At 63.7% G+C, this 24,288-nt stretch carries 21 protein-coding genes; 11 read left to right on the top strand and 10 right to left on the bottom strand.

Features of this window, described 5'->3' with window-relative positions:
• Positions 1–7: 7 nt before the first annotated feature.
• From ABD919_RS15500 to ygiD, 3 genes are all read right to left on the bottom strand, one after another.
• On the bottom strand, positions 8–718 hold the full coding sequence (locus ABD919_RS15500; RefSeq protein ID WP_345236942.1) for a GAF domain-containing protein: 711 nt from the start codon (positions 716–718) through the stop codon (positions 8–10).
• Positions 719–841: 123 nt separating this feature from the next.
• A complete protein-coding gene (locus ABD919_RS15495) occupies positions 842–2,137 on the bottom strand; it encodes a sigma-70 family RNA polymerase sigma factor (protein WP_345236941.1) in 1,296 nt (431 codons plus the stop codon).
• Positions 2,138–2,251: 114 nt separating this feature from the next.
• Positions 2,252–3,082, bottom strand: a complete 831-nt coding sequence (ygiD, locus tag ABD919_RS15490; protein ID WP_345236940.1) for a 4,5-DOPA-extradiol-dioxygenase — start codon at positions 3,080–3,082, stop codon at positions 2,252–2,254.
• A gap of 345 nt (positions 3,083–3,427) precedes the next feature.
• On the opposite strand from ygiD, the gene ABD919_RS15485 reads away from it, so the two are divergent.
• The 4 genes from ABD919_RS15485 to ABD919_RS15470 all read left to right on the top strand — a co-directional run bounded on the left by ABD919_RS15485 (position 3,428) and on the right by ABD919_RS15470 (position 6,125).
• The gene (locus ABD919_RS15485) at positions 3,428–4,033 is read left to right on the top strand and encodes a Crp/Fnr family transcriptional regulator (protein WP_345236939.1); all 606 of its coding nucleotides are present in this window, start codon (positions 3,428–3,430) and stop codon (positions 4,031–4,033) included.
• A gap of 105 nt (positions 4,034–4,138) precedes the next feature.
• Positions 4,139–4,879 (top strand): J domain-containing protein, encoded by a 741-nt coding sequence (locus tag ABD919_RS15480; RefSeq protein WP_345236938.1) that lies wholly within the window; start codon positions 4,139–4,141, stop codon positions 4,877–4,879.
• 138 nt (positions 4,880–5,017) lie between these two features.
• Positions 5,018–5,500: an ankyrin repeat domain-containing protein gene (locus ABD919_RS15475; protein WP_345236937.1), complete on the top strand. Its 483-nt coding sequence runs from the start codon at positions 5,018–5,020 to the stop codon at positions 5,498–5,500.
• Between the two features lie 142 nt (positions 5,501–5,642).
• On the top strand, positions 5,643–6,125 hold the full coding sequence (locus tag ABD919_RS15470; RefSeq protein WP_345236936.1) for a hypothetical protein: 483 nt from the start codon (positions 5,643–5,645) through the stop codon (positions 6,123–6,125).
• 94 nt (positions 6,126–6,219) lie between these two features.
• On the opposite strand, the gene ABD919_RS15465 is transcribed toward ABD919_RS15470, so the two are convergent.
• The 3 genes from ABD919_RS15465 to ABD919_RS15455 form a co-directional block, all read right to left on the bottom strand.
• On the bottom strand, positions 6,220–6,624 hold the full coding sequence (locus ABD919_RS15465) for a hypothetical protein (RefSeq protein WP_345236935.1): 405 nt from the start codon (positions 6,622–6,624) through the stop codon (positions 6,220–6,222).
• A 288-nt stretch (positions 6,625–6,912) separates the two neighbouring features.
• Complete coding sequence (locus ABD919_RS15460) at positions 6,913–7,641, bottom strand: metal-dependent hydrolase (protein ID WP_345236934.1); 729 nt, start codon at positions 7,639–7,641, stop codon at positions 6,913–6,915.
• A gap of 74 nt (positions 7,642–7,715) precedes the next feature.
• Positions 7,716–8,132: a hypothetical protein gene (locus ABD919_RS15455; protein ID WP_345236933.1), complete on the bottom strand. Its 417-nt coding sequence runs from the start codon at positions 8,130–8,132 to the stop codon at positions 7,716–7,718.
• 273 nt (positions 8,133–8,405) lie between these two features.
• On the opposite strand from ABD919_RS15455, the gene ABD919_RS15450 reads away from it, so the two are divergent.
• Together ABD919_RS15450 and ABD919_RS15445 are read left to right on the top strand one after the other, a co-directional pair.
• Positions 8,406–10,049, top strand: coding sequence for a hypothetical protein (locus ABD919_RS15450; protein ID WP_345236932.1), 1,644 nt, complete (start codon positions 8,406–8,408; stop codon positions 10,047–10,049).
• 229 nt (positions 10,050–10,278) lie between these two features.
• Complete coding sequence (locus ABD919_RS15445) at positions 10,279–11,934, top strand: SBBP repeat-containing protein (RefSeq protein ID WP_345236931.1); 1,656 nt, start codon at positions 10,279–10,281, stop codon at positions 11,932–11,934.
• Positions 11,935–12,093: 159 nt separating this feature from the next.
• On the opposite strand, the gene scpA is transcribed toward ABD919_RS15445, so the two are convergent.
• Both scpA and ABD919_RS15435 read right to left on the bottom strand, forming a co-directional pair.
• Entirely contained in the window at positions 12,094–14,217 is a 2,124-nt protein-coding gene (gene scpA / locus ABD919_RS15440; RefSeq protein WP_345236930.1) for a methylmalonyl-CoA mutase, read from the bottom strand.
• A 117-nt stretch (positions 14,218–14,334) separates the two neighbouring features.
• On the bottom strand, positions 14,335–16,125 hold the full coding sequence (locus ABD919_RS15435) for a methylmalonyl-CoA mutase family protein (RefSeq protein ID WP_345236929.1): 1,791 nt from the start codon (positions 16,123–16,125) through the stop codon (positions 14,335–14,337).
• 172 nt (positions 16,126–16,297) lie between these two features.
• Here ABD919_RS15435 and ABD919_RS15430 point away from each other — a divergent pair, with 172 nt between their 5' ends.
• The 4 genes from ABD919_RS15430 (at position 16,298) to dnaA (ending at position 21,305) form a co-directional block, all read left to right on the top strand.
• Positions 16,298–17,605, top strand: a complete 1,308-nt coding sequence (locus tag ABD919_RS15430; protein ID WP_345236928.1) for an outer membrane beta-barrel protein — start codon at positions 16,298–16,300, stop codon at positions 17,603–17,605.
• A gap of 221 nt (positions 17,606–17,826) precedes the next feature.
• Positions 17,827–18,585, top strand: a complete 759-nt coding sequence (locus ABD919_RS15425; protein ID WP_345236927.1) for a 5'-nucleotidase C-terminal domain-containing protein — start codon at positions 17,827–17,829, stop codon at positions 18,583–18,585.
• Positions 18,586–18,687: 102 nt separating this feature from the next.
• A complete protein-coding gene (locus ABD919_RS15420) occupies positions 18,688–19,617 on the top strand; it encodes a bifunctional metallophosphatase/5'-nucleotidase (protein WP_345236926.1) in 930 nt (309 codons plus the stop codon).
• Positions 19,618–19,769: 152 nt separating this feature from the next.
• Positions 19,770–21,305 carry a chromosomal replication initiator protein DnaA gene (dnaA, locus tag ABD919_RS15415; protein WP_345236925.1) on the top strand — a complete coding sequence of 512 codons (1,536 nt, stop codon included), beginning with the start codon at positions 19,770–19,772 and terminating at the stop codon, positions 21,303–21,305.
• 78 nt (positions 21,306–21,383) lie between these two features.
• Here the strand turns inward: dnaA and ABD919_RS15410 are convergent, their stop codons facing one another.
• Both ABD919_RS15410 and ABD919_RS15405 read right to left on the bottom strand, forming a co-directional pair.
• Positions 21,384–21,869 carry a hypothetical protein gene (locus tag ABD919_RS15410; protein WP_345236924.1) on the bottom strand — a complete coding sequence of 162 codons (486 nt, stop codon included), beginning with the start codon at positions 21,867–21,869 and terminating at the stop codon, positions 21,384–21,386.
• A gap of 108 nt (positions 21,870–21,977) precedes the next feature.
• Positions 21,978–22,403: an OsmC family peroxiredoxin gene (locus ABD919_RS15405; RefSeq protein ID WP_345236923.1), complete on the bottom strand. Its 426-nt coding sequence runs from the start codon at positions 22,401–22,403 to the stop codon at positions 21,978–21,980.
• A 132-nt stretch (positions 22,404–22,535) separates the two neighbouring features.
• On the opposite strand from ABD919_RS15405, the gene ABD919_RS15400 reads away from it, so the two are divergent.
• On the top strand, positions 22,536–24,023 hold the full coding sequence (locus ABD919_RS15400; RefSeq protein ID WP_345236922.1) for a GH3 family acyl-acid amido synthetase: 1,488 nt from the start codon (positions 22,536–22,538) through the stop codon (positions 24,021–24,023).
• Positions 24,024–24,288: the final 265 nt, after the last annotated feature.

The raw sequence follows: 24,288 nt of genomic DNA, 5'->3' as shown, positions 1-24,288 counted from the left end.
GCTGTGGCTATACCCGGGCCAGGGTAGCGGCTACGTATTTGTCGATGGTATCGGCGATGCCCGCGGCTTCCCTGGTCATAGCCGGGGTAAGCGAGGCGGTAGGCGCGGCGGCGGCTTGGTCGGCCAGGGCCTGCAGGCGCCGCAGCTGCCCGCCTATGGCCAGGTAAACGGGGTCCCACAGCTTAAACGAGGAATCGGGCTTGGCGCCCAGGGCTACGCGCAAGTCCAGCAGGCGCATTACCACGCCGGCCAGGGTTTGCAGCAGGGCAGTTTCGGCCGGGGTGAAGGCGCGGGGATGGTGGTCTATCACGCACAGCGTGCCGATGTTGTAGCCGCTGGCTGTTTGCAGGGGGTGGCCGGCGTAGAACTGCAGGTTGAGGGCCGTGGCCACGCTGGGGTCGGTGAGCTCGCAGGGCCGGGCCTTGAGGTCTTCGTACACGGTGGTGGCGTCCTGCAGAATGGCTGCCGAGCACAAGCTCAGGTTGCGGGCTACGCGCTCGGCTTCGGGCAGGCCATGGTTGCCAGGAAAGGTAACATCCTCTTGGTCGACCAGTGAAATCAGGGAGATGGGGGCCTGAAAAAGGCGGGCCGTAAGGCTGGCCAGCTCATTGAAAATACGCTCGTTGGTAGCGTCCAGTATCTGGTAGCGGTGCAGCTCCTGCAGGCGGTCGGCATCGTTGGCCGGAATCAACGAAGGGGGAGAAGTATGCACGGACATAGGCAAAGGGCGTTTCGGGGTCGGCCAGCTACCGCTCGCACGAAGTCGCAAACGGTAAGCGGATAGTAAAGTTTTAATCTTCTCTTACACGAATAGGAGCCATAATGGTTCCGCCCTGCTGCTTTAGCTGGCCGCGGCCAGCTCCTTTTCAACAATGGCATCGGCGTGTTCGCGCAGCACGGCCACAATGGCCTCCGCTTCGCACCGCATGGCCTCCAGCAGCAGCGGGGCAGGCTGCTCGGCCAGGGCCGAAAGCCCTCCGAACAGTCCCGACATCTGCCCGTACAGCGGCTGCCAGTTGTCGAAGCTCTTGCCCGTCTGGCGGCGCAGGGCCAGGCGCAGCTCCACCAGGCCCATTGCCACTGCGGCCATGGCCGCAAGCAACGCTTTCTGTGCCGCTGAGAAGGGGCGGGGCTGGTAGTCGACTACGCAGAGCACGCCGATGTTGTAGCCATCGGCGCTGCGCAGGGGGTGGCCGGCATAGAACTGCAGGCCACACTCCCGGGCCAGCTCCGGGGCCGTAAGCTGACAGGGCTGGGCCGTGTAGTTCTCAAACACGGTGCTGCTGTCCTGCAGCACCGCCGCCGAGCACAGGCTGTAGGCCCGGTTAATGCGTCCCCCGCCCGGCAGCCCGTAGTTGGCTGCAAATTCCACGTCGTCGTGGTCTACCAGCGAGAGCAGGGCAATGGGAACCTGAAACAGCCGGGCGACCAGGGCGGCCAGCTCGTCGAGCACCTGCTCGCCGGCGGTGTGCAGCAGCTCGTAGCGGTGCAGCGCGGCCACCCGCTCGGGGTCGTTGGCCGGGCGCTGGGCAGGCGGGGGCGGCGTGAGGGAAACGGCGGCCGGCTCCAGGCGCCGGGGCCTCACCGGGGCCGGCACCGGCAGGCCATTGGCGCGGGTGGTTTTCACCAGGAGCTGAATGGCTGCCCGGGCCCGCGATTTTACCGTGCCCAGGGGCAGGCCCAGCTCCTGGGCTGCTTCGGCCTGGGTGTAGCCCTGGAAGTAGAGCAGCTCCATGAGCTGCTGGTCGGCTGGGCGCAGCTGGGCCAGCAGCTCGCGCACGCCCACGTGCTCGGGCTGGAAGTCGGTGGGGGCGGGCGTCCAGCTGTTGCTGTGGTCGAGGGGACGGGTGCGCTGGGCTTCGTGGGCGTGGCGGGTGCGCAGGTGGTCGATGGCCGCGTTGCGCGTTATCTGCAGGGCCCAGGTAAAGAGCCGCCCCTTGGCCGGGTTATAGGAAGCAAACGACGTCCAGATTTTTACCAGGCACTCCTGCAGCACGTCTTCGGCCGCGTTGGCGTCGCGCACCAGGCGGCAGATGGTGTGCTTCAGAATCTTGCCGTACCGCTCGTAGAACAGCGCCATGGCGCTGGTATCGCGGGCGTAGAGGCGCTCAACAAGGTCCTTTTCAAATGCTAGCATCGGAGGCAGTGTACACGGTAGAATGGTGGCCCTTCCACCCGGAAGTGCGTGTACGCAGCCCTTATTCTTTCAGTTATCCGGCGCATGGTACAGCTTGGGCCCGGCCGGGTTGGCTCAGCCCACCATAAACGTACGCATGCTGATGCCGCCGTAGCTTACTTCCTCAAACAGGTGCTGTACCGGCTCCTGCCGGCCGGCCAGGCCCAGGGTGTACAGCGTGGGCAGGTAGTGGTCGAGGGTAGGCACGGCCAGGCGGCCGCTGGCCCCGGCCTGCTCGTAGCGCACCAGGGCCCGGTAGTCGCCGCCCTCTACCTGGCTTTTAAACCAGTGGTCGAACTCCGTGGCCCAGGCGTGGGGCCTGGGGTCGCTATTCATAAACCGGGGCATGCTCTCGCGCAGGTTGTGCACGATGTTGCCGCTGCCCACGATGAGCACGCCCCGCTCGCGCAGAAACTGCAGCTGCCGGGCAAAGTCGAAGTGCCAGTCCAGAGGCTTGGTGTAGTCGAGGCTGAGCTGCAGCACCGGCACGTCGGCCTGGGGGTAGAGGTGGTGCAGCACCGTCCAGGTGCCGTGGTCCAGGCCCCAGTCGTTGGTGCTGTGTACCTCCTCCACATGCTCCACAATGGACTGGGCCAGGGTGGGCGAGCCTGGGGCCGGGTACTGCATGTCGAACAAGGCCTGCGGAAAGCCGCCGAAGTCGTGAATGGTGGCCGGCCGCTGGTTGCCGGTGACGAAAGTGCCGCGGGTTTGCCAGTGGGCCGACACCACCAGGATGGTGTTGGGCCGGGGGCCTTCGCGCAGCTGCTGGCCCAGCTGGCGCAGGCGTCGGGTGAAAGCATTGTCTTCCAGCGCATTCATGGGCGAGCCGTGGCCAATAAACAGCACGGGCATGGGCGCCGTCTTCGGAAAAGAGGCTGCAGTAGTATGGAGCTGGGAAAGGTTCATAGCAGTAGCGGCAAAGGGCAGCGCGGCAACAGATTTCAAAAACTGGCGGCGCTGCATTTTTGTGATGAGGTGAGTGGGTGAAGAGGTGATGGAGTAATGAGGTGAGGAGGTAAAAGGAGCCATTGGGTACATCTGGTATCCGCTTGGCTAGCATTGCTCCGGAGCATCATTCCTGCCGCCTGGTGTATAGTGCCAGCAGAGGGCCTGGCTGGGGGCGCCAGACGAGGCCAGTGGGCTGTTTAGCCGGCGGCTGCCTTCAAACAGCACTGCAAATTTCCCCCGTTCCCAGCCCCTGCGCATTGACCTATGGTAAGAAATGCGGCCGTCCGCGCCGAACTTGGGGCCATGAAAGACGACGAGGCCTATGCTGCCCTGGAGGCCTATTTCCAGCAGCGGGTGGCGCTGGGCGAGGAGGAGCGGGCCGCCCTGCGGCGGCTGTTCCGGCCCCGGCACCTACGCCGCCACGAGCTGCTGCACCCGGCGGGCGAAGTAGCCCGGCACGGTGTCTTCGTGCTGCGGGGCTGCCTGCGCGCCTACGTCGTAGATGCCGCTGGCAAGGAGCACATCCTGCAGTTTGCCCCCGAGCAGTGGTGGATTTCCGAGCAGCACAGCCTGCAGCACCACACCCCGGCCCTGTTTGCCATCGACGCCGTGGAAGACTCCGATGTGCTGCTGTTCGACACCCTTTATTTCCTGCACCCCGGCCTGCCCGGGCTGCAGGCTCCCGAGCTGGGGCTGGCCTCGCTCCACAACCGCATCTATGCCATGCAGAAACGGCTGGTGCTGCTGCTCAGCGCGCCGGCCCGCACCCGCTACCTCGACTTTCTCGACACCTACCCCACGCTGGCCCGGCGCCTGCCCCAGAAGCTCATTGCCGCCTACCTGGGCATCACGCCCGAGTCGCTGAGCCGGGTGCGGCACGAGCTGGCCCAGCCCCGGGCTGAACCGTAGAATCTGAACCGCGGCGGGCTGCGTACTTAAGTTCTGGCCGGGCACCTGGTACTAGATTGGAATGCAGCGACGTTGCGTATTTTTCGGCTACCTCCGGCCAGCATCATGCAGAACTATTACCACATCCTGGGCATCTCCGAAACCGCCACCCTGCCTCAGATTTACCAGGCTTACCAGCGCAAGCGTGCCCGCCTGCTGCGCAGCCGCATCGACCCTGCCCGCAAGCACCAGCTGGAAGAGGTAGAAACCGGCTTCGAAATTCTCGGCGACCCCCGCCGCCGCTGGGCCTACGACCAGCTGCTGGCCCAGGAACCCATGGAGCCGCCGCGGATAAATCCGCGCTGGGAGCTGCTGCTGCGCTACGCTCCCCTGGCCCGCAGCGTCAACCTGGCCCTGCTGGCCTGCTGCCTGCTGCTGCTCGTCGACTGGGCCCTGCCGCTGCGGAAGATAGGCGGCGAGCAGGTGCGGTCCCGTATTCCGGTTTCCATCTCCTCTTCCCTTTCCGACCCCCAGCTGGCGTATGTGGTGAGTACGCCGCGCACCCGCTTTCGCATCCATAGCAACCAGGGCTCCCGCGTGCGCGAGGGCCAGCGCGTCACCGTCTGGAAAACCCCGCTGCTGGGCGCAGTGCGCCGCGTCAGCTCCCCCGAGTCGGCCGAGGGGGCCGCGCCGTTTCACCCCTATGGCGGCAACATCTACGGCGTGTTCTCCCCGCTGCTGCTGCTGCTGCTGCTGGTAGCGGGGGTAGGCGCCCTGCCCAACCGCAGCGCCGAGACCTACGTCAATACCGCCGCGGTAAGCGGCCTGCTGGCGGTGCTGGCCCTGGTGGTCATCTTCTGGTTTTAAGCCAGGCGGAAGCAGGTTTTTTAATTCGAATGCCTCCGAGCGTTAACTATAGTGGGGGCTTGTCTGTATAGCATCTGGCACTCATGCCGGCAGATAGCCTCTGCCTAGTCATAACCTGTAAATCATAACCTGCCCAGGATGTCCTTTACCTCTTCCCGGCCCGAAGACCTGTTGTTTGATGCCGCCCGCAGGGGCGATGTCGCCTACCTGCAAGAGCTGCTCGATGCGGGAGCCAGCGTCAACACCCAGAACGGTAAGGGCTTTACCCCCCTCATCGTGGCGGCCTACGACGGCCACCTGGAAGCCACCCAGCTGCTGCTGAATGCCGGAGCCGACCCCAACGTACACGATGCGGCCGGCAACACGGCCCTGATGGGCGTCAGCTTTAAGGGCTACCCCGAAATTGCCCGGCTGCTCATCGCGCACGGCGCCGACCTCAACGCCGTGAATGGCAACAATGGCACCGCCCTCATGTTTGCTACCCTGTTCGGGCGCAACAACCTCGTTCGGCTGCTGGTAGAAGCCGGTGCCGACCAGACCCTGCAGGACGTGCGCGGCCTGACGGCCCGCGCCCTGGCCCTGCAGCAAGGCAACGAGGAAGCCCTGACCGTGCTGCAGTAGCCGCCCGGCCTAAGCCCGGCGGCCGGCGCTGGCACAGGCCGGCCAGCAGGCAGCTGGGCTATGTCTTACCTTTGTGCTTTGATTACCTGAAGGCAGCCCGCTGCGTTGCCTTTCTCTCCCCGCGATTATTTATTCTGTTAACATGACTCCTGCCCCGGATACCGCCATGCTCGAAGAAATCGGTGAGTTCACCGAGATACTGCAACAGCAGGGCGTGCATGCTGCCCTAAAATACCTGAACGGCCGCACCCCGCACCGCTACACCGGCATCTTCCGCTTCGATGGCGACATGCTGCGCAACGAGGCCCTCTACGACCGGTATCAGCCCGACCTGGAGCAGGGCGCCGACGCCCCTATGGCCAATACGTACTGCTCGCTGGTGGGCCGGCAGCAAGCCCCGCTGGAGATTCACGATGCCAGCACCGACCAGCGTGTGAAGGGCTTAATCGACACACCGGTAGTGTCGTACTGCGGCGTGCTCATCCGCGATTCGCACGGCCGGGCCTACGGCACGCTCTGCCACTACGACCTGCAGCGCTGCCAGGAGCGTACCACCGACCTGCCCTTGCTGGAAGCAGCCGCCAAGCTGCTCTTTATGCAGCTTCACCCTACTGGCCTGGGATAATTCAGCGCCAGCCCGGGCTGATTTCGGCTAAAACGCAACACCCCACCTCCCGGGCTAGCCAGGAGGTGGGGTGTTGCTTTAAGAGGCGTCGCCGCTAGCGCAGCAGCCAGGCTTCCGCGGCCTGGGGCGAGTCGAAGTAGCCGTAGGCAAGCGGCAAGTGCAGGCTGGAGCCTACCGCCCGGGCCGCCAGCCGGCTAAGAGGGTTACTGGCTTCTACAATGGCGCAGTGGCTGTAGCCAACCTCCTGAATGGCCCGCGGAATCCACTGCGTAGCCAGCCAGCTTTGCAGCTCCTGGGGCATGGGCGGGCGGTTGTTGTGTAAGGTCATCAGCCGGCTGGCCCCGTGGTGCAGCATGGCGCGTAGCACGTGCTCGTAAATGGCCCGCAGCTCGGTGGCCGTGGCCGGCGTGGGCTGCCAGTCGAGCCGGATGTAGCCGCCTGCCGCGTAGGAGATAGAGGCGGCCGCGTTGCTGAAGTAGTAAGTAGCGGTTGGGTTCACAAACGATTAAATAACACAGCCGAAAAACGCCGGCAGTAGTATGACAAAGATACGGCGCCGCAAGTCGCATTACCTGTGCTATAACCAGCCTTCGCTGAATTAGTTAAAAGTAAAGCGTCATAGCCATTTATCGAGTGCGGTGCCCCTGTAGAAGAAGTTAAAAGTGGCGCGTTAAAAGGCAAGAAGCCGTGCTGGCTTTTCCTTTTAACGCGCCACTTTTAACGTAGTACAGAAACCAGACATCCGCTCTAAAAGCTGGAGGGCCTGCTGGTGCTTGCATTCTTATGCTTAGCGCAGCTCACCCAGCGACAGCTCTTCGCCGGCCTGCAGCGCATGCACGGCAATGCCCGGGTCGAGGTGCTGGCGCAGCTGCTCAGCCGTGCCCGTGAGCGATGGGAAGGTGCCGTAGTGAAAGGGAACCACATGCGCCACCCGCAGCAGGCGGGCGGCATGGGCCGCCTCGCGGGGCCCCATGGTGTACCGGTCGCCAATGGGCAGCAACGCCACGGTGGGACGGTACAGCTCCGCCAGCAGGGTCATATCGCCAAACAGGGCCGTGTCGCCGGCGGCGTAGAGCACGCTGCCATCGGAAAAGCGCAGGACAAAGCCTACACCCTCGTGGGCGTAGCCGGTGCGCCCCCCGGGCAGGTCGACGTGGGCCGCGTGGTGCGCCACGGTCATGGTCAGCTGCAGGTGGGGCAGGGCCACGCTGCCGCCCACGTTCATGGGCTCGCACTGTTCGCTGGGCACGCCCTGCTCAATCAGGAAAAAGCGCACCGGGGCCGGGGCCACCACCCGGGCGCCGGTGCGGGCCAGCAGGGCCGGCAGCTCCGGGTCGAGGTGGTCGTCGTGCCCGTGGGTGATGAGCACCACATCGGCCCGGGCCTGCTCACGCAGGGCTTCGGGCACAAAGGGGTTGCTGCCCAGCCAGGGGTCGAGCAGAATAATGCGGCCTTCGGGCGTGGTGATGCGGAAGCTGGCATGACCCAGCAGCTGCAGGCGGGTAGGGGAGGACATGGTGGCAAGTCAAAGGTTAAAAGTGAAGAGGTAAAAGGCTAATGGGATTTTAACTTTTCGCTTTTAACTGATAATCAGCTTCGCAGCCAGGCATCGGCAGCTTCGGGCGTACTGAAAAACTGGTACTCCAGGGGTTCCTCCAGCGCTGCCGTGACGGTATGTACTACCTGACGGCTTTGCGGCGGGTTGACTTCTACCACCGCGCAGCGGCCAAAGCCCAGCTCGCGGATGGCCCGGGGTACCCACACCTCGCCCAGCCAGCCCTGTATTTCAGCCGGCAGGGGCGGGCGGTTGTTATGCACCGTCATCAGGCTGGGGGTGTTATGCTGGCGCATCGCCTGAAAGGCCTGCTCGTAAATAGCCCGTAGCTCGGCGGGCGTGCTGGCCACCGGCTGCCAGTCGAGGCGGATGTAGCCGGAGGTAGGCAGTGCCGACACATGGCTGATGGTAGCGGCAGGGCTCTGGAAGTAGGGAGAGTCGGGTAGGTTCACAAGTGTTAAAGAATAGGGGTACTGGTATCAGTCGGCAAATAGAATAGATAAGCAGCAAACTACCCGCTTTATCGCCCGGCTGCGGTTCTGCGGCTGGCCTGCTGCCCAGCTTTTTGGGGCCCGAGCTAAGGCCTTGATTCGCTTCGCTCTTGCTACCGGTCCCGGTCGAAATCAGTTTTTCCGGGTTGGAAGAGTGGTTTTGGCTCCTGCTGGCTCCCTATCTTTGCCGGAAACCAAGAGTTATTTATCTTTTTCCTTTTCATCTTTTTTCAAATGCGAATTTTTAACTCCATTTCGTCTGCCTGGCCACGCCTGGCCCTGCTGGCTGGCCTGGGCTTAACCACAGCCCACGCCCAGGCCCAGGCCCCTGCCTGGACCAGCGTACAGCGCAGCTCGTCTACACCGGGTGCTAATACCGGCGCCAACGGACTACAGATTGCCGTAGGCGCCGATGGCAGCCAGTACATTAACGGTTCCTTTGGCGGCGATATTACTTTTGGCAGCATCACCCGCACGGGCATGGGCGGCTTTGTAGCCAAGCGCAACGCGGCCGGTACTGTGTTGTGGATGAACCATCTGCAGCCCGACAGCAACGGCGACTATTACAGCAACGTGGCGGTGGATGCGGCGGGTAACGTGTACGTGACCGGCTACTTCAATACCAGCCTTACCTTGGGTACTACCGTGCTCACCAGCCCCGGCGACGACTCCTACCTGGTGAAGTACGATGCCCAGGGCGTGCTGCAGTGGGTACGACAGGGCGGCTCGCAGGGGAACTACGCACAGGGCATTGCCACCGACGCCGCCGGCAACATCATCATTGCCGGCGACTACGCCGGCACCGTGTCCTTCGGGGGGACTTCCCTGAGCGGAGGCGGTCTGTTTATGTACAAGTTTTCGCCGGCCGGCAGCGTGCTACAGGCCAGCCAGGTGGGTGTTTCGGGGCAAACGGGCGGTAGCCTGGCGCTGGTCAACGACCTGGCCCTGGACGCCGCCGGCAATGCCTACCTCACCGGTACTTTCGCTGGCAGCCTAACGCTGGGCACCTCCACGCTCAGCAGCGCGGGCGGCGACGACATGTTCGTGTGCAAGCTCAACGCGGCCGGCAACAACGTGTGGGCCCGGCGGGCCGGCGGGGCCGACGACGACGGGAGCAAGTCGGTAGCCGTGGACCCCAGCGGTAATGTCGTTATCAGCGGCTTCTCCGACTATACCTTCCTGGGGACCAGCGAAACCAGCAGCATTTACGTGGCCCGCTACTCCGCCCAGGGCGTGCCCGTATGGAGCCGCCAGATTACGCCCACCGTGGACGGCTCCTATAGAGGAGAAGCCGTCGCCTACGACGGCCGCGGCGGCTTCTACGTCACGGGCGGCTTTCAGGGCGCGGCTACCTTCGGCGCCACCACCCTCAGCGCCGTGGGCGAAGAAGCCTTGTTTGTGGTGCGCTACGACGGGCAGGGCAACGCCGTGTGGGCCGATAAAGCCACGAACGCCAATGCCAGCAGCGCCTCCATCGGCCTGGGGGTGGCCGCCGATGCCAACGGCAACGCCTACGTGACCGGCGCCATGCTGGGCACCGTGCAGTTTGGCAGCCTGGCCGCCACTACGGGCGGCATCGACGCCTTTGTGGCCCGGCTGAGCGCCGGTACGGTGCTGGCTTCGGGCCCGGCCGCAGCAACGCTGGCCCTGGAAGCCTATCCCAACCCCGCCACCGGCAGCACCACGCTGCGCCTGCCGGCCGGCGGCGGCCACCTGCTGCTCACCGATGCCCTCGGCCGCACCGTGCGCGAACAGGCCCTGCCCACTGCGGCCGGCGCCTGCCCGGTGTCGCTGGCCGGCTTGGCCCCTGGCCTGTACCAGCTGCGCGCCACCCTCGGCAACGGGCAAACGGCCCGCGCGAAGGTGCAGGTGCGCTAAGCGAACCATTTAGCATAAGACAGATGAGGCCCGGGCTGCTGCCCGGGCCTTTTGTTTGGCTGGATGGCTGCGCGAGCGAGTCAGGCATCAGGCGTACTTCTGCCAGTTCTAAGCGCTTCATATCAAAGAAGAAAGCGGCTGCTCCGCTGGAAGGCCGCCAGCAGATTTGCCTTACTTATATTTGGCAGCGGCAGGCAGGTGCCCGCTGTATCTCAGGTCCTATCCCATGATGAAAACAACTACCCTTCTATCGTCAGTTTCCCGCCTGGGTTTTCTGCTGGCCTGTGGCCTGGCAGCTTCCGGCGCCCACGGCCAGGCGGGCCCCACCTGGACCAGCGTGTGGCGCAGTTCCTCGGCCACTGCCAGCGGCTACGCGGCCGGCCGTAGCATTGCCCTGGCCGCCGACGGCAGCCGCTACGTCAGCGGGCAGTTCGAAGGCCCGCTCACGCTGGGCTCCGTAACGCTGACGCCGGGCAGTGGCTCCAGCCACTACTTCCTGGCCTGCTTCGATGCGCAGGGTGCCGTGCGTTGGGCCCGGCAGGTGGATGGCAGCGGCAGCAGCATCGGCAGCGTGGCCGTGGATGCCGCCGGCAACGCCTACCTCGCCGGGGACTTCTACGGCTCCGTCGACGTGGACGGCGCCACCCTCAGCAGTGCTGCCGGCGATTCGTACCTGGTCAAATTCAACGCCCAGGGACAGCAGCAGTGGCTGCGGCAGGCAGGTACGGGCACCTATGCCGGCAGCCTCGCTGTCGATGCCAGCGGCAACGTATGCCTGGCGGGCTTTTCCGGCAATGCCGCCGTGTATGGCAGCCCACTGCCGGGCGGCCCGGGTATTTTTTTCGGCAAAATATCACCATCGGGCACCGTATTGCTGGCTACCCGGGTGAGCACCGGCTCCAGCAGCTACTCGATAGGAGGCAACATGACACTGGATGCAGCCGGCAATGCCTACCTCATCGGCAGCTTCAATGGGCGACCCAGCTTTGGAGCTACTACACTGGTTCCTGCGGGCGACTCAGACATTTTCCTGTGCAAGCTCGACGCCGCCGGCACCCCGCTGTGGGCCCGGCGCCTGGGCGGCAGCAACACCGATAACCCCGGCGGCGTAGCCGTGGATGCAGCCGGCAACGTGGTGGTGTGCGGCAGCAGCGCCTACGGACTGCCCGGCTCCGGCGACCCCCCCGGCGCTACCCTCTACCTAAGCCGCTTCAGCCCCCAGGGTACGGCCCTCTGGGAGCGGCAGGTGGGCCCCATTTTCTCTTCCTCTAACACCAACCTAATCAATAGCTACGTCGCGGGTGTGGCCTACGACGGGCGCGGGGGAATCCTGGTCACGGGGCGCCTGAACGGAACGGCCTCGTTTGGGCCCAGCACCACGCTCAATTCCTACACTGCCGCCGCATTTGTGGTGCGCTACGACGGCCAGGGGCAAGCCGTGTGGGCCGACCACAGCGTGGCGACTGGCAGCCACGGCGCCGCCGGGGGGACGCCGGCCGTAGCCTCCGATGGCCGCATCTTCCTGGTTGGCACGGCCATGGGCAGCGTCACTTTTGGCAGCGTGGCCACTACGCCCCCCGCCACCGGCCGCGCCGACGTGTTTGTAGCCGAGCTAGCGCCCGGCAGCGTGCTGGCTACCACGTCCGCCGCGCCCCGCCTCGCCCTGAGCGCCTACCCCAACCCCGCTACTGAGGCCGTCACCCTGACGCTGCCGACGGCCGCCCACCTGCGCATCCTTGATGCTCTCGGCCGCGAAGTGCGCGGGCAGCAGCTGCCGGCCGGCCCGTCCACCGTGCCGCTGACCGGCCTGGCCCCCGGCCTGTATCAGCTGGCGGCCCAGCTTACCAATGGCCAAACGGCCCGGGCCCAGGTGGTGGTGCGCTAAAAGGAGTATTTACTGAAAATGACAAGGCCCGGGCTGCAGCCCGGGCCTTGTCGTTTTTGGCGGAAGGATACTTTATGGCAGCACTCCCATTTCCAAGCGCAGGTATCGCTGGCCCGCCGGATGGGGTAGAGCTATGATGGCTCGGCTGGCCTCGCAGGACTATTCCAGCTTCCCCAGAATCTCCTGCGCGGCCAGGGCAATCACCGTCCCCGGCCCGTACACGCCGGCCACGCCGGCATCGTAGAGAAACTGGTAGTCCTGGGCGGGAATCACGCCGCCAGCAATTACCAGAATATCCTCGCGGCCCAGGTCTTTGAGCTCCCGCAGCAGCTGGGGTAGCAGGGTTTTGTGGCCGGCAGCGAGGCTGCTCACGCCCACCACGTGCACGTCGTTTTCGGCCGCCTGGCGGGCCACTTCGGCGGGCGTCTGGAACAGGGGGGCGATGTCGACGTCGAAGCCCACGTCGGCGAAGCTCGTGGCAATGATTTTGGCGCCGCGGTCGTGGCCGTCCTGGCCCATCTTGGCCACCATCATGCGAGGGCGGCGGCCCTCGCGGGCGGCAAAGGCTTCGGCCGCTTCGCGGGCCTTGGCAAATTCCTGGTCGTAGTCCATTTCGCTGCTGTACACGCCGCTCACGGTGCGTGTAGTGGCCTGGTGGCGGCCATACACGACTTCAAGAGCGTCGGAGATTTCGCCCAGGGTGGCCCGGTGGCGGGCGGCCGCTACGGCAAGTTCCAGCAGGTTGGCGCTGCCGTTGCGGGCCGCTTCGGTCAGCGCCGCCAGCGCCTGCTGTACCGCCTCATTATCTCGCGCTTCCCGAATCTGCTTCACCCTGGCCACCTGGCTTTCGCGCACGGCGTCGTTGTCGATGTCGAGCACCTCAATTTCCTGCTCCTCGCTGGGGCGGTACTTATTCACGCCCACAATGATTTCCTTGCCCGAGTCGATGCGGGCCTGCTTGCGGGCGGCAGCTTCCTCGATGCGCAGCTTGGGCAGGCCGGTTTCGATGGCCTTGGCCATGCCGCCCAGGCTTTCCACCTCTTGGATGAGGGCCCAGGCTTTGTCGGCCAGCTCGTGCGTCAGGCTTTCCACGTAGTAGGAGCCGCCCCAGGGGTCTACTACCTTGGTGATGTCGGTTTCATGCTGCAGGTAAAGCTGGGTGTTGCGGGCAATGCGGGCCGAGAAGTCGGTGGGCAGGGCAATGGCTTCGTCGAGGGCGTTGGTGTGCAGGCTCTGGGTGCCGCCCAGGGCCGCGGCCATGGCCTCGATGGCGGTGCGGGCCACGTTGTTGAAGGGGTCCTGCTCGGTAAGGGAGTAGCCCGAGGTCTGGCAGTGGGTGCGCAGGGCCAGGCTCTTGGGGTTGCTGGGGCTGAACTGCTGGATGAGCTTGGCCCAGAGCAGGCGGCCGGCACGCAGCTTGGCAATTTCCATGAAGTGGTTCATGCCGATGGCCCAGAAAAAGCTCAGACGGGGCGCAAACTCGTCAATCTTCATCCCGGCGGCCAGGCCGGCGCGCACGTACTCCAGGCCGTCGGCCAGGGTGTAGGCCAGCTCAATGTCGGCGGTGGCGCCGGCTTCCTGCATGTGGTAGCCCGAGATGGAGATGGAGTTGAACTTGGGCATCTTCTGCGCCGTGTAGGCGAAGATGTCGGCGATGATGCGCATGCTGGGCGCGGGCGGGTAGATGTAGGTGTTGCGCACCATGAACTCCTTCAGAATGTCGTTCTGAATGGTGCCGGCCAGCTTTTCCGGCCCTACGCCCTGCTCTTCGGCTGCTACAATGTAGAAAGCCAGCACCGGCAGCACCGCCCCGTTCATGGTCATGGATACCGACATCTGGTCGAGCGGAATCTGGTCGAACAGAATCTTCATGTCCTCCACCGAGTCGATGGCCACGCCGGCTTTGCCCACGTCGCCCACCACGCGGGGATGGTCGGAGTCGTAGCCCCGGTGGGTAGCCAGGTCGAAGGCCACACTCAGTCCTTTCTGGCCGCCGGCCAGGTTGCGCCGGTAGAAGGCGTTGCTTTCCTCGGCCGTGCTGAAGCCCGCGTACTGGCGGATGGTCCAGGGGTTCTGCACGTACATGCTGGCGTAGGGCCCGCGCAGGTACGGCGCCTGCCCGGCGCCAAAGCCCAGGTGGTCGAGCCCGGCCACGTCGGCCGCCGTGTACACCGGCTTCACCGCAATGCCCTCGGGCGTGGTGATGGCTGCCTCGGCCGGGGCAGGGGTGGCAGAAGGAGCGAGGGCCGCGTCGTAAGGTATGGTGGAGAAGTCGGGCTTCATTTTTTTGAATTAAAAATCATGAATTAAAAATTAAAAATCAAAAACTGGATAGAAGCTCGGTTTGCCGATTGGCCTCTCCAGTTTTCAACTCATAATTTTTAATTTTTAATTAGGCCGCTAGGCCGTCCGTCCCTGCAATCGGGCCAGCACTTCCTCTGTCGTATACCCCTGCACCTTCATTTCCTGAAAGCCGAACACGCGCACGGCTTCCTGCATGGTGGGCAGGTCGGAGCTGAGCAGCACGGGCGGGATGAAGTGCTGCTTGTCGGCCGGAATCTGGTAGATGAAGCGGGCAAAGCGGGTGAACTGCTCCGGGGAGGCGTACATCAGCGTGGCTTCCTCGGGTGAGGAGAAAAGCAGGGAGAAGGTGCCCTCGGGGTGGCTGTTGGCAATTTCGGGGCGCTCCTGCTCCTGCAGGGTGCGCACGAAGGTTTCCAGAATCAGCTGGTTGGTGTTGGTGCCCAGCAGCACCACGGCGGCGCGCTTGCTTTTGCGCTCGCGGCGCTCGAAGTGCATGGCCGTGGCCAGGCGCAGCACCTCGGTGGGGTAAGCCGCCCGGGTGGTGTCGAACTGGGCCGAGCGCAGCAGCTTCTTGGGGTGGAAGCTGAAATGCTCCTGGTGGTTCTGGAAGCGGTTGGTACCCACCATTATCTGCTGGCCGGTGGCAATGCGCTTGAAAGTGGTAGCCGCTACCTCTTTGATTTCCTCCAGCAGCTGCCCACGCTGGGCGGGCAGGCCGCCGGCTGCTTCCACGCGCTGAAACAGCGCCCAGGCCTCCCGGGCCAGCTGGTCGGTGAGCGTTTCGATGAAGTAGGAGCCGGCCGCCGGGTCCTGCACCCGGCCCAGGCCCGACTCTTCCCGCAGGATAATGGACAGGTTGCGGCTGAGGCGGGAAGAAAAAGCGTTGGACTCCGCAAACACGCTGTCGAAGGGGGCGATGCTCAGGGAGTCGGCCCCGCCGAGCACGGCACTCATGGCCTCGGTGGTGTGGCGCAGCAGGTTGGTGTGTGGGTCCAGGGTGGTTTGCGTCCAGGAGGCCGTGGCGGCGTGAATGCGCAGGCTGGCCGCGCCGTCTGCTGGCAGGCCATAGGCGTGCAGCAGCGTGGCCCAGAGCCGGCGGAAGGCCCGCAGCTTGGCAATTTCCACGAAGTAGCTGGGCGAAATGGCCAGGTGCACGTGCAGGGCGCGGGCCACCTCGGCCAGCGACACCTCCTCGTTGGGCAGGTAGTGGAGCAGGGCCGCGGCCGTGTTCAGGCTGAAGGCCACTTGCTGGGTGGTGGTGGCCCCGCGGTTGCCAAAGAAGGCGCCGTTCACGGCCAGGGGCCGGAAGTCGGGCATGGCGCGGGTGAGGGCCACGAGCCGACGCAGGGCAGTGCGGTAGTCGCTCAGCTCGGCGCCCTCGGGCACGGCCGGAGGGGCGTAGCGCAGAAAGCCGCGCAGCATGGTGCCGGGCGCGATTTCCAGCAGGCGGGTCAGCAGCTTGTCGGCACCTTCCGTCACGGTATAGCCGATAAACGTGCGGGCCAGAGGCAGGCGCTCCACGAGGTAGGCCAGGTCGAAGGAGGCGCAGTGGGCCAGCTCGAAGTGGATGCCGTCGGCCCCCTGCTGCAGGGCTTCCAGGGCCTGCTCTATCTGTACGTGCCCGGTGGTGTCGGCCGGCACGGCAATGGTGGGCAGGTTTAGCCAGCCCGGCTGGGCCCGGGCCAGGGGCGCCGGGGCGCCGCCCAAAGCTTCCAGGGCTTCGCGGTGGTAGAAAGGCTCCAGGGAAAAGCCGTCGGGCAGGGGCCAGCGCAGGGTGGCGGGGTCCTGGCCTTTGAGGTCGCGGGCCAGGCGGGCCTGCCACTCGGCCGTGCTCACAGCAGGAAACTCAGCGAAGGAAACAGGCGCGGCAGACGGGGTATCAGACATACGGGAGAAGTCAGCAGGAAAGTGGCCTAAGCCAAAACAGGCCGAAAGATACCGCCCGGCGCGCAACGCTGCGGGGTATTGTGGCTGGCTTTTTAATTACGGCGGTGAAGTACTTTTGGCAGAATTCGCCGGCAGGAAAGAATATCCTCTGGTTGCTTTCAACTTTTTTTCTATGATTCAGCGCTCCGCTACCTTCCTGTTTCTGGCCCTGTTGCTTACTGTAGGCGCAACCCAGGTGCAGGCCCAGAAGAATTTTAAGCCCGGTTACATCGTGCGGCCCGAAGGCGACACCCTGCGCGGGGAAATAGACCAGCGGGGCCCCCAGCGCATGGCCAGCATCTGCGTGTTTCGCCCCAGTGCCGATGCCGCCGCCACCGAGTACAAGCCTAGCATGCTGAAAGCCTATGGCTTGAAAGACGGCGCGCAGTACGAAGGCTGGCAGCTGCCGGCTGTGTTTATACCAGCCAGTACCGTTACCACCACGCTCACGCCCTCAGCCCCGCCAACCGAGGGCTTTTTGCAGGTGCTGGCCCGGGGCCGGGCCACGCTCTACGCCATGCCGGGCAACGACGCCTTTGGCCGGTTCTTCTACAAGCAGGGCGAGAAGTCTCTCACGGAGCTTGTCCAGATAAAGCAGTTCGTGGAGGTGAAGGAAAACCTCGCCGGGCAAGTGATTACCAAGCGGGTGGAAGCCCGGGACTACCCCTTCCGCAAAGAGCTGGCTACTGCCTTTGCCGACTGCGCCGAGGTGCTGCCCCTGATTAACAGCGCCGAGCTAACCGACTCGCGCCTGGTGAAGCTGTTTACTGTGTACAACAACTGCAGCGCCGCCGCCCCTGTTCCGGTGATGTCGGCCCCCCGCACCACGCGCCGGCAGTGGAGCTTCATGGCCGGTGCCCAGCAGGGCAGCCTGGAGTTCAGCGACCGCGGCACCATGAGCCTGAAGTCGGGCTGGGGTGCGGTGTATGGGCTGGGCCTGTATTTAAATCCGGCCCGCTTCAACAGCAACCTGGGCTTTCGCCTGGAGGCGCTGTACCAAAGCCAGGCGTATGGCGTGCAGTACAAGCGCACCCACCCGGTAACCGGGAACAGCGTGTCGCACGATGCGCAGATTAGCCAGAGCACCCTGCGCCTGCTGGTGATGCTGCGCTACACCTTGCCCGGCAGGAAGCTGCGCCCTTACCTGCAAGGAGGGCTGGAAGTAGCTTTTGCCCTTAAGCAGCAAGCCCGCATCACCGCTTCCGACGACGTGCCGGTGGGCATTCCTACGGCCAGCTCCCGGGAGCTGGACCTGCGGGGCTATGGCCTGGGCCCCATTCTGGGGCTGGGGCTGCAATTCCCGCTGGGCGAGAGCAACAGCCTGTTCCTGGAAGGGCGCTACAACCAGCAGCTCGGCAGCACCGCCCGTGATATCAACACGCTGAATAGCCCGACCACCCTTTCCCTGCTGCTGGGCTTTAGCCTGGGACGCCTGTACTAAGGTGGGCAGCCAGTAGCGCGAAAACCTGTTTCGCGAGGCGCGGCAGGCACCGCCGTGGCAGCCGCGCGCCGTACCGCCGGCGTTGCGGCGCTGACCGGACTCTTATTCGAACCCCTTTATCATTCCGGCTGTTGCGGGCTCCCGGCCCTCCGGCTGCCTTAGGCGCGGCGGGCATACAAGGGCTGTGCCGTTACCTTTGTATTCCGCCTTACTACTAAACAATGCGTTTTCGCCAAATTCCAGCCCTTGCGCTGAGTGCGCTTCTGCTGCTGGGAGCCTGCCAGCGCGGCAGCTACGTACCCAGCGCCAAGTTTGCGCCCAGCACCAGCCAGAACGTGGGCAAAGCGCAGCCCGAAGACCCGGCCGTGGCCGCCCTCATTGTGCCTTACCGCGAAAAAGTAACCAGCCAGATGCGCGAAGTGCTGGGTACCGCCCCCCTGCCCCTTGCAAAAACCCCGGGCGAAAACCCCCTGGCCAACTTCGTGAGCGACCTGCAGCGCAGCAGCGCCAGCCAGGCCCTGGGCGAGCGAGTCGACCTGGGCGTGATGAGCAACGGTGGCCTGCGCACCGCCCTGCCCGCCGGCCCCATCACCATGGGCTCGGTGTTCGAGCTCATGCCGTTTGAGAACGAGCTGGTGGTACTCGACGCTTCCGGCGACGTGGTGCAGCAGCTGTTTGAGTACGCTGCCCGCATCAAGATGGGGGTTTCCGGGGCTACCTACGCCGTGGGCACCGACGGCAAGCCCCGCGACATCCGCATCGGCGGCCAGGTGTTCAACCCCAGCCAGGACCGCATGTGGACCATTGCCATTTCCGACTACCTGGCCGGGGGCGGCGACAACATGGTGTTCTTTAAGTCCATCAAGCCCCGCCCCACCAGCCTGCTGCTCCGCAACGCCATTGCCGACCACATCCGCCAGCTCACCAAAGAAGGCAAGCAGGTAGAAGCCCGCATTGACGGCCGGGTGAAGGGTAATTAAAAATTAAAAATTATGAATTAAGAATAAGCTAAGCCAGGCTTTTCCTGATTCGAAAAACACCCCAATTTTTAATTTTTAATTCATAATTTTTAATTCAACGAAATGAAGCGCCGCGAATTTCTCCGTAACTCCCTGCTGGGCACCGCCGGCCTCACCGTGCTGGGCAGCCTGGGCCGTACCGCCGAGGCCGCCAAGGGGCCGGTGCGCCTCACCATCCTGCACACCAACGACATGCACTCCCGCATCGAGCCTTTTCCCGACAACGGCGGGCAATGGGCCGGCATGGGCGGCATGGCCAAGCGGGCAGCGCTTATCAAGGACATCCGGGCCAAGGAAGCCAACGTGCTGCTGCTCGACTCCGGCGACATCTTCCAGGGCACGCCCTACTTCAACTTCTTCGGCGGCGAGCTCGAGTACAAGCTCATGACGCAGATGGGCTACGACGCCAGCACCCTGGGCAACCACGACTTCGACAACGGCCTCGAAGGCCTGGCCCGGCAGCTGCCCCACGCCGGCTTCCCCTTCCTGATTGCCAACTACGACTTCTCCAAAACCCCGCTGGCCGGCCGCTTCCAGCCCTACAAGGTGTTTGAGAAGCAGGGCGTGCGCATCGGCGTGTTCGGCATCGGCATCGAGATGGCCGGGCTGGTGGCCGACAAGAACTTCGGGCAGACCCAGTACCTCGACCCCATCGGCACTTCCCGGAAAATGGTAACGCAGCTGCGCGGCCCCGAAAAGTGCGACCTGGTGATTTGCCTCTCGCATCTGGGCTACAAGTACGAAAGCGAGAAAATTGATGACCAAAAGCTGGCTGCCAGGGTGGCTGGCATCGACCTGATTCTGGGCGGCCACACCCACACCTTCATGGAGGCCCCCGAGCCGATTGAGAGTCCCGGCGGCCACAAGACCTTAATAAATCAGGTAGGCTGGTCGGGCATTAACCTCGGCCGTCTCGACTTTGAGTTTACGCCCGGCAGCCGCCGGCCGGGGCTGGCAAGCTCAGCGGTGGTACCGGTGCAGGGTGCCTGCTAAAAGCACGACAAAAACAAGTGAGAAACCGCTTTTTTTCCTGCTGACTTTTCCACAATTTTGTGCCCCCCTAACTAAATCGGCCAGCTAACGGGGGCCGATAATTTACCTTCTATTGCTCCCGGCCAGCCCCCGGATGTTGTCTCACTGCTCTCATGCTCAAGGATTTTCGCACGGTTTGGGCTGGCTGCTTGCGCACCATTGCGGCTGAAATCGGCGAGCAGAGCTTCCGCACCTGGTTTCAGCCCATCGTGCCGGTAGAGCTCAAGGGCAACGTGCTGACGATTCAGGTGCCCAGCGCCTACTTCTACGACTGGCTGGAAGAGCACTACGTGGACGAGCTGCGCCGCGCCCTGTTTCAGGAGCTGGGACCCGAAGGCCGCCTGGAGTACAGCGTGGTGGTGGACCAGGGCAACGAGCAGGCCCGCCCCAAAACCCTGCACCTGCCGCCCACGCGCAAAGCCGCGGCGCCTGACCCGCGCGACCGCCCCGCCGTAGCGCCCGCGCCCAACCCGCTGGCCGGCAGCGCCCGCGCGGCCTCGGCCCGCTACGTGGCTTCGGGGGCTATGGCCCGCAAGCCGGCCGTAGTAGGCAGCGGCTCCGACACCAACACCCTGCTGCGCAACCCCTTCGACACGGCCAAGCCCATGGACGGCAACCTCGTGCCGTCGCAGCTGAACGGGTCCTACACTTTCGACAACTACATCGAGGGCGACTGCAACCGCCTGGCCCGCTCGGCCGGCCTTGCCGTGGCCAACAAGCCCGGCACCACCTCCTTCAACCCCCTGATGGTGTACGGCGGCGTAGGCCTGGGCAAAACCCACCTTGTGCAGGCCATCGGCAACCACATCAAAGCCACCTCCCCCGAGCGGTTTGTGCTGTACGTGTCGGCCGAGAAGTTCACCAACCAGTTCATCGACAGCGTGCAGCGCACGGCTGTGCAGGACTTCGCCAACTTCTACCTGCAGGTAGACGCGCTGATTCTGGACGACGTGCAGTTTCTGGCCAACAAGGGCAAAACCCAGGAGATGTTCTTCCACATCTTCAACCACCTGCACCAGTCGGGTAAGCAGATTGTTATGACCTCCGACCGGCCGCCCAAGGACCTGCAGGGCCTGGAAGACCGTCTGCTCAACCGCTTCAAGTGGGGCCTGACGGCCGACGTGCAAAGCCCCGACTTTGAAACCCGCGTGGCCATTATCCGCAACAAGATGGAGCAGGACGGCATCGACATTCCGCCGCCCCACGTGGTGGACTACCTCGCCAACTCGGTGCACACCAACGTGCGCGAGCTGGAAGGCGTCATTGCCTCGCTGGTGGCACAAAGCAGCCTCACCCGCCGCGACATCGACCTCGAAATGGTGAAGCAGGCCCTGCGCCACATCATCGAGGAAGTAGAAGCTGAGGTGAACCTGGACTTCATCCAGAAAACCGTGGCTGCCTACTTCAACATCCCGGTGGAGCTGCTCAAGGACAAGACCCGCAAGAAAGAAGTGGTGACGGCCCGGCAGGTGGCCATGTACTTTGCCAAGCACCACACCAGCCACACGCTCAAAAACATCGGCTTCCACTTCGGCGGCCGCGACCACACCACCGTCATGCACTCGGTGCAAACCGTGTCGGACCTAGTGGATTCGGATAAGAAGTTCCGCGAGCAGGTGGATGAGCTGCGGAAGAAGTTTGCCAAGTAGGCCTACCGGCCCGAAAAGCAAAAACCCGGCTGCTGCGCGCAGGCCGGGTTTTTTTTATGGTCGGTGGGGGAGGGCTGCTTAAGCCGATGCCGACTCGCGCAGCTCCACGTTGTGCTTGGCGGCGAAGGTGCGCACCTGCTCGCGGAAAGTTTCGCGGCGGCGCGGGCCTTTCACCTCGCGCAGGTTCAGGGTGTAGATTTCGCCGTCCTTCTGCCGGATGCGCAGCTGCAGGGGGCGCAGCTCGATGGCCGTCATGTTCTCGGTGGCAAACACCTGCTTGGGCCGGAACAGCCCGTTCTTGTGCACAATGTAGCCGGGCGTGAACTCCAGGTAGCTCTGGGTACCGAAAATGGGTGCGTTATGAACCAGCACGTAGCCAATGTACACCAGGGTAAACACCAGAAACACCCAGTGCAGGAAGTGGTAGTCGTTGGCGTTGGAGTCGCCCCACATCGAAAACAGCACGTAGGCCAGCCAGAAGGCGCCAATGGCGAGCTGGCCCCAGAATGGGATGCGGGAAGTGTTGGCGGGGCGAAGACGGATACGGTTGGTAGCAGTAGGCATAGGGCAAAGTTAGTTGTCAGTTGTTAGTTGTCCGTTGTCAGTCCCGTTCCAAGGGCTGCTTTACTAGAACGAGCTAACAACGGACAACTAACAACTGACAACTGTATACTACCCCAGCTTGGCTTCCAGCGTCATCTCGCCCACGGCGCCCAGGGCTTTCGACACGGGGCAGTTGGCCTTGGCGTTTTCGGCGTATTTCTGGAACTCTTCGGCCGAAAGGTCGGCTACTTTGCCGGTGGTCGTTACGTGGATTTTGGTGATGACCGGAGCGCCGGAGCTCAAATCCAGGGTCACCTTCGACTCGGTGCTGATTTGCTCTACGGCCTTGCCGTCCTTGCTCAGGATGCTGTTCAGGAACATGGTGTAGCAGCCGGCATGGGCGGCGCCGATGAGCTCCTCGGGGTTGGTGCCTTTCTGGCCTTCAAAGCGGGCGCCTACGGAATACGGGGCGCTTATTACGCCGCTCTGGGTGCTGATGGTGCCGCTGCCTTTGATGTCGCCGTTCCAGACGGCTGTGCCACGTTGATTAATCATGGGTTGGGGATGAGGTGATGAGGTCGATGTTGAAAACGGTGGCAAGCTAGAATGGTTTGAGTGGAGTGGAGCGGCTTTCTCGGCCAACGTATCTTCGCTGCCCGGTCAAGGGCCACTTTTTCTATCTCGTATATGGGCCTCAAATCTTTTTTCAGTCGTCCCCTGGCGGCCTATGTGGCCAGCCGCTACCGCCGGTGGCAGCAGCAGCCCGAAGCTACCCAGCTGCGCCTGCTGCGGGAGCTTGCGGCCACGGCCGCCGGCACAGCCTTTGGCCAGGCCCACGACCTGGGTGCCGTGCGCACCCCCGCGCACCTGGGCCGGCAGGTACCGGTGCGCGACTATGAAGGCCTGAAGCCCTGGTTCGACCGCACCCAGGCCGGTGAGGCCGACGTGCTCTGGCCCGGCCGGCCCCTGTACCTGGCCAAAACCAGCGGCACCACCTCCGGCACCAAGTACATTCCCATCACCCGGGCCAGCATTCCCAACCACATCAACGGAGCCAAGGATGCTTTGCTGCACTACATCCACGCCACCGGCAACAGCCGCTTTCTCGACGGCAAGCTGATATTTCTGTCGGGTTCGCCGGCGCTGGAGCAGCACCACGGCATTCACACCGGCCGCCTCTCGGGCATTGCCAACCACCACGTGCCGGCCTACCTGCGCCGCAACCAGCTGCCGGGCTATGAAACCAACATCATCGACGACTGGGAGGCCAAGCTCGAGCGCATCGTCGACGAAACCCTGGGCCAGCCCATGACGCTGATTTCGGGCATCCCGCCCTGGGTGCAGATGTACTTCGACCGCCTCACGGCCCGCACCGGCCGGCCCATCAAGGACATCTTCCCCGACTTCAACCTCTTCGTGTACGGCGGCGTCAACTTCGAGCCCTACCGTGCCAAGCTCTTCGAAAGCATTGGCCGCCCCGTCGACAGCATCGAGCTGTTTCCGGCCTCCGAGGGCTTCCTGGCTTTCCAGGACCAGCCCGGCAACCCCGGCCTGCTCCTGCTGCTGAACAGCGGCATCTTCTTCGAGTTCATTCCGGCCGAGCGGTTTTTCGAAGACAACCCGCCCCGCCTGAGCATCGCCGACGTGGAGCTGGACCGGCAGTACGCCGTGGTTCTTACGTCCAACGCCGGCCTCTGGGGCTACAGCCTCGGCGACACCGTGCGCTTCGTGAGCCTTGCGCCGCACCGCGTGGTGGTTACCGGCCGCATCAAGCACTTCCTCTCGGCCTTCGGCGAGCATGTGATAGGAGAGGAGGTAGAGCAGGCCCTGCGCGAAACCATGGCCCTTTTCCCCGAAGTGGAAGTGGTAGAATTTACCGTGGCGCCCCTGGTGAGCGAAGATGCCGCCACACCCTCCCGGCACGAATGGCTCGTGGAATTTGCTCGGGCGCCGCAGGATTCATTGGCCTTTGTGGAAAAGCTGGATATGGCCCTACGCCGCCGAAACACCTATTATGACGACCTGCGCCGCGGCAGCATCCTGGCCCCGCTGCAGCTCACCGCCCTACCCGCCGGCGCCTTCCAGCGCTACATGAAAAGCCTGGGCAAGCTGGGTGGCCAAAATAAGGTGCCGAGGTTGAGCAACGATAGGGGAGTGGCTGAGGGGCTTAAATAGACAAAGAGAAACTATGGCGGAACTACTTAACTCTACACAAGCTTGGCTTGAACTGTTAAAGAAGTTTAGTCAGGAAATACTCACCGACCCGGAGTTTAAGGATGGAAGTGATAACCTGGCACAATTTATTTCAGATGAGCAACGCATTAGTGGGTGGCTGGGCTCCCCGGGGGCTACTGAAACTAGAGGGTGTTAATGACTTATTGAGGAAATTCGGGGATGAAAAAGCCCCGACCAGCCTATCCAAGTGACGTTACGGACGAGG

This window comes from Hymenobacter saemangeumensis, from assembly GCF_039541835.1.
Taxonomy (GTDB): Bacteria; Bacteroidota; Bacteroidia; order Cytophagales; family Hymenobacteraceae; genus Hymenobacter; species Hymenobacter saemangeumensis.
The sequence above is the reverse complement of the archived record's forward strand: the minus strand, read 5'-3'. Positions and strand labels throughout refer to the sequence as shown.